Annotated in this window: 6 protein-coding genes and 1 pseudogene; 1 reads left to right on the top strand and 6 read right to left on the bottom strand. The window is 50.7% G+C overall.

Annotated elements, in window-relative coordinates:
- Positions 1–496 precede the first annotated feature (496 nt).
- From D6694_02885 to D6694_02860, 6 genes and pseudogenes are all read right to left on the bottom strand, one after another.
- Entirely contained in the window at positions 497–2,299 is a 1,803-nt protein-coding gene (locus tag D6694_02885; GenBank protein RMH46938.1) for a hypothetical protein, read from the bottom strand.
- A 110-nt stretch (positions 2,300–2,409) separates the two neighbouring features.
- Positions 2,410–3,627, bottom strand: coding sequence for a zinc-ribbon domain-containing protein (locus tag D6694_02880; GenBank protein ID RMH46937.1), 1,218 nt, complete (start codon positions 3,625–3,627; stop codon positions 2,410–2,412).
- Positions 3,628–3,677: 50 nt separating this feature from the next.
- A complete protein-coding gene (locus tag D6694_02875; GenBank protein RMH46936.1) occupies positions 3,678–3,908 on the bottom strand; it encodes a hypothetical protein in 231 nt (76 codons plus the stop codon).
- Positions 3,909–4,000: 92 nt separating this feature from the next.
- A complete protein-coding gene (locus D6694_02870; GenBank protein ID RMH46935.1) occupies positions 4,001–4,222 on the bottom strand; it encodes a hypothetical protein in 222 nt (73 codons plus the stop codon).
- Between the two features lie 37 nt (positions 4,223–4,259).
- The gene (locus D6694_02865) at positions 4,260–4,457 is read right to left on the bottom strand and encodes a hypothetical protein (protein ID RMH46934.1); all 198 of its coding nucleotides are present in this window, start codon (positions 4,455–4,457) and stop codon (positions 4,260–4,262) included.
- A 77-nt stretch (positions 4,458–4,534) separates the two neighbouring features.
- Positions 4,535–5,149: pseudogene (locus tag D6694_02860) on the bottom strand (IS1595 family transposase).
- Positions 5,150–5,254: 105 nt separating this feature from the next.
- On the opposite strand from D6694_02860, the gene D6694_02855 reads away from it, so the two are divergent.
- On the top strand, positions 5,255–5,441 hold a 187-nt coding region (locus D6694_02855), incomplete at its 3' end, for a carboxynorspermidine decarboxylase (protein RMH46933.1).

Genomic DNA, 5,441 nt, shown 5'->3' with positions numbered 1-5,441 from the left:
GCTTCCAGAACCTGGTTCAGAATCTCCTCAATCAGCTTCGCAAGACCATCCTTGCTCGTCATCAGATTGGACATCGCGTCCTTGTTCAGCTTCACTTCGCAATCGGTCATCGTGGTGTCTCCTCCTTCGGATTGGTTTCTCACTAACGCAACCCTACGGAATCGAGATCCACGATGGTCTCCTACAATTTACAGCATTTTATGGACGTCCCTCGGCAGGGTGCGGATCGTTTGCCAGGGATTCGATGCGCGCGAGCAGCCGGGTATGCGGGCATTCACAAGCGGAAGGAGCATGACGGGCCTGATGTGACATAGCATGTCGCCGTGCGGCCGGGCTGGCGCAGGGTCATGGAGGAAGGAAGCCCGGAGCTGGAGGCGGAAAAGGCCAGATCAGGGCCGAACAACCGGAAATCACGAGGCAAGAATCCACCCCTTGCGACGCTTTCTTGCTTGGCTTGGCCAAATGAGACGAAAAGCCGTCGTTGTTCTGAGGTTTCCTAACTCTCAGCCAGAACTTTTTCTAGCATTGCATTAAACCCTATGCACTTACCTGTTTTGGCCGCCTCCAATGCCTCTGACCAAACCTTGGTTGCCGCTTCTCTACCTTCCATTTCACATATGATTTTGCCTCTGACCAACGAAAGATAGGTCCCGCACCACTTTTCTTCATGGGTTGACGCCAAATGAATAGACTTATCCAGTATTTTTCTTGCGTTCTCAGAAGCTCCAGCAGAAAGCAGAATGTCGGCGAACACAGCTAGCCAATACGGCATAAACAATAGTGCCCCGGTTCTGTTGCAGAACTCTATCCCTTTTTGCATCATTCTTAATCCCTGACCAAGAGAATCGCTTGTGCATTTCGCCCACCCCAGCATGATTTGATGCCAGCCGAGATAGAGTTGAAAGCTGTGTTTCTCGGCAAGCTCCATAGCCTTAACTGCTCGCTTCCTCACTCCATCAACATCTCCTTGAAGCATGCCAATCAAACAGGATACAGACAACACATAGACATGGTTACTGGGTGAAACGAAAGCCCCTGCTTCCAGCAATGCCTGTTGCATGGATTCCTTCGGATCCCTCCCTTCCAGCCAGTCGACCATGGCCTCAAAAATGATGGATGAAGAGTAGGGGTCAACCCCTCCAAAACGGATCGAGACTTCTTTTCTGAATTGCGGACTATCGTTGACTTTCAGAAGGTAATAGTGCTCCTTTGCTTCCGTCAATACCCCGAGGCAAAGGGATGATAAGGCCATGAGACGGTGACCTGTTGCCGCAACTTCTTCGTCCGATATTCGAGAGGAAGATGCAATCATTCTGTCAGCAATGATGCTGCATTTGCGATACTGACCTCGTGTCAATAAATATACAGCCAAACCATACAGAACTTCCGGCAAAACTCTTTTCGTCTTTTGGCAGAGTTCGTAAGCCTGACTGAAAGTCTCCCCGACTTCTCTGGAAGCAAACCCAGATTTCAGCATCAGGTTGGTGCCCCGTGCAATCAACAGATTCAGACGCAGATCTTCTTTATCTTTCCGGTCAATTCCCTTCAGACAATCCAACGCCAGCTCATAGTATCGACTGGCGTCCGAATAGGCATAGATCTGAGTCGCTCTCTTGGCTGCATCGATCCAAAAATCAATGGCTCTTTCAGGTAACCCGCCTTGCTGAAAATGATAAGCAATGACTTCAGGGATTGCTGGTGGATACACACTTGCCTTCACCTCAGTGAGGATTTTGGCCACCTTCTGATGGAGGTGTTTCCGTTTTTTCAACAACAGCGACTGATAGGCTGCATCTTTCATCAGACCACTTGAAAACTCAAGAACCACAGCTTTGTCCGAATTCGTTTTTCTTTGCAGAATCCCCAGTTCTATCAGTTTCCCGAGGCTGGCATGAATATCTCTTTCGAAATCAGCAAGCTGTTCGACCAGAGACACGGAGAACTCCATTCCTATCACGGATAGAGCCTGAACCAGATATTTCAGACTCCCCATCATGTCGAGCCTCATCGCGAGAGCTCCCATCAGGGTTGGTGGAATGGATTCCAGTTTGCCACCTTTTAGCAAAGAAGACTTTACTGTTTCCTCAATAAAGAATGGTACACCTCCACTCTTATTGATGATTTCGCATCGAATGGAATCGGACAGCCTATGGTCTATATCCAGCGCATCGATCAGACTGAGGCATTCCACATTAGGCAAGCCGGATAAAGATAAAACATTCCACCATCCTTCCTGAGAAAAGGGAAGCTGATCAACACTTCGCGTTGTCAGAAGCACCTGAATGGCATGGCCTTTCATTGTCTTTAACAGATGAGAAACAAATTCGGAAGTAGATGCATCAAGCCATTCTGCGTTCTCAATAACAATGGAAAGTGGAAAACGTTCGGCCTGCCGCAGAATTATGGTTGTCAGGGCATGGAAAATGATTTCTTTTTTTTCGCAGCCATTTCTAGATCCAGCGGGGATTCCTCTCTTGGCACGCCCATGATATCAAGGAACAGGGGAAGCGCCCCTTTCCCCGCCTCGTTCCTAGTCAAAAGGTCAGCTATCCCCTGAATAATATCGGCATGAGGGGCATCATGGGGCAAGTCCAGCCAGGCATGGATGAATTCCTTCATGGGATAGTATGGGGTATGAGTAGCAAATTCGTTACCCTGGATCAGGATGGTCCTGAGTCTGTTGTTGAAAATCTTCCTTATGCATTCCTCAATCAGCCGGCTTTTCCCTATTCCGGCATCCCCGGCAATCACCATGCATTGGGATCGACCATGAACCGTATGTGCCATGCTTTGCTCAATGAGCGCCATCTCATTTTTCCGATTGATAAAAGGTGCTACTCTCCTTTTACCATCGAGACCATGAATATTTCTTACACCCTTGACTAAGAATACCTCCGCTTTTTTCTCTATCCCTTTAAGTTCATGGTAGCCTAACGACTCCAAATCGAACAGGTGCTGAACAAGTTCACGTGTTTCATTGCTGACCACTACACTATTCAGTCTGGCGACCGCCTGAAGGCGCGCCGCCATGTTAGGAGTCTTTCCAATAATCGCTTTTTGCTCGCTCCATTCCCCTCCTTCCAGCTCACCAGCCACAACGAGACCTGAATGGATGCCTATCCGCAGGCCCGATTCGACATGATATCGTGAGACTTTGGCAGTCAACATGGACTGGACAGATCGAATCATCTCCAAACCGCTATACACCGCTCTGGCAGGATCATCCACATGAGCCTTTGGATAGCCGAAATAAATCAATAATCCGTCTCCCAGAAACTTGCCAATCCACCCATCATATTTTTTGACCGATTCAGCACACTGACCTTGAACTTCCTGAATCAACTCCCTGAATTCCTCCGGATCCATTGCCTCAGAAAGCATGGTTGAATTTGCCAAATCACAGAACATCACAGTAATAAAACGACGTTCAATATCTTTCTCATATTCATGCTTGGACTGCTGCTTCTCGGCACCCAGCCTCATGCCGCAGCCGGAACAGAAACGAGCTCCGTCAACCACATCCATGCCACATCGGGGACAGTGATTTTCTGCCAACAGAGGCTCGCCGCACTTATCACAGAACCGGCTTTCATCCCTACATTCATGACCACAGCGAGCGCACTTCATGACTTCCCTCGCCTTTGATTATAGAGGCCTGAATGTTTATTGTCATCCCTTTACTGGCCAACCATGTTGAGTTTGCCTGTGCTCTCGTAGCTTGCCAGCAGGCGCGGGCCATGGAAGATGGCCATGTCGCCAGCCGGGTAGCGATGCACGCGCACCCTGGCCTTGACGTAATGGCAGCGATACCGGTCCGCCGGATTTGAAGCTTCATGCCCAGGGTTGCCCTGTCCCGCCACCGGCTCGTGCTTCTCGCACAGGATGTTGTCCACGCGCCCAAACCCGATCTTGAATGCGTTCCTCTAAGCTTCAGCCCCAACCAAAAAGCTCCTCACTGGACACCAGCATGTAATGCTCGGTCAGATACGACCAAACTGCGTCAGCTTACGATTTGGCACCCGCTCAAGGTGCTTGTGCAGCAGACCCCACCCTCCTCCCGATACTGATCAATATAGCGAAGGAAATTCCTCCCGCTCATGACCAACAGCTCGCGCCCTGCTGCGTCAGATAGCTTCGCTGCCAGCAAGCATGCGCTTTCAGAAACCTCATCTTCCTGACCTCCTGGAGCAGCTCCACTCTCCGCATCGATGATCGCCTCCATCGGTGATCCTCAATCCGAACAACTGTCGTGCTACTGCTCAGGACAGGTTATGTGTAACTGACACGCTCGGTTTTCCCCACAAGACACGGCCAAGCATCCGCACAGGATAGTCAGACTGATGCTCCCTGGTCTCCTGCTGCTGTGCAGTGATCGGGTGATAATCAGATGCTGGATCACTATACCGCTTGATCCAGTCATACAGGCTCTTGGTGCTGATGCCCAATCGTTCGAACACCGAATAGACCGAGTAGCCTCGATCAACGACCTGTTTAACCGCTTAGATCTCGAACTCTTCCGTGTAACGCTAGCCAGTCACCGTGACCTCCTCCGAGCTATATTATGTAGCTCAAAGTTGGCCTTGACGCCATTGAATTTGGCCAGTCGCCGCTTGGTGAAGCTCCAAAACGGCTCGATGCCATTGATGTGACAGTGGCCATCCCTGACAAACTCATTGGCCCCGTGATAAACGCGGAAGGGCTTGGAATAGCCAACATCCACCAAGCCATTGTAGCCCCGCCAACCATCGTTGTAATCACGATCTTCACCGAAACCTTGCCTGACACCCCCGACAGTAATGTGGCCTTGCGACAGTCTGGAACAATCTCGGGATACACACGCCCCTCGCGCTCGAAAATCCCGAACACCGGCTGCTTGCTCCTGCCTCGCCCTCGCTTCGGATTTCCATGAAAGTTTCGAACACGACTCGCGCCAAAGTAATAGCTATCGTCCACTTCCACTCGACCCACCAAGACTTCCTTCAGCGCCTCCTGATGGAAAAAAATCGCCTGACGAAACATCCCGTACCAGCGGTTTGTCGTGTTCCGGTTCAGGCCCAGCAATACCTGCTGCCTGAGTCGCTGTCTCATCCACGCAGAAACACAAAATTACCCAGCGAAGCCGATAGGTACTTAACTTCTTGTTCCTCAACTTCTTTCCAGACCAGACAGATCATTCTGCTAGTCTGGAGTCCTACATTTGGCAGCCCAGCATAAAATCTATCATTGAGAAGAATCGGCGGATATATTCCCGGATGTGAACGAAGCCACCCTACTCGACTGGTTATCTCAGGCCCCCTCTCCAGCCTATGTGCTGGAGGAGGAAAAGCTTTTGGCCAACCTCACCGTGCTCGATCGCGTGCAGCGCGAGACGGGCGCGCGCATCATCCTGGCGCTGAAGGGCTTTGCGATGTGGTCGGTGTTCGACCGCATCCGGGGCGTGC

The sequence above is a fragment of the Gammaproteobacteria bacterium genome, assembly GCA_003696665.1.
Classification (GTDB): domain Bacteria; phylum Pseudomonadota; class Gammaproteobacteria; order Enterobacterales.
The sequence above is the reverse complement of the archived record's forward strand: the minus strand, read 5'-3'. Positions and strand labels throughout refer to the sequence as shown.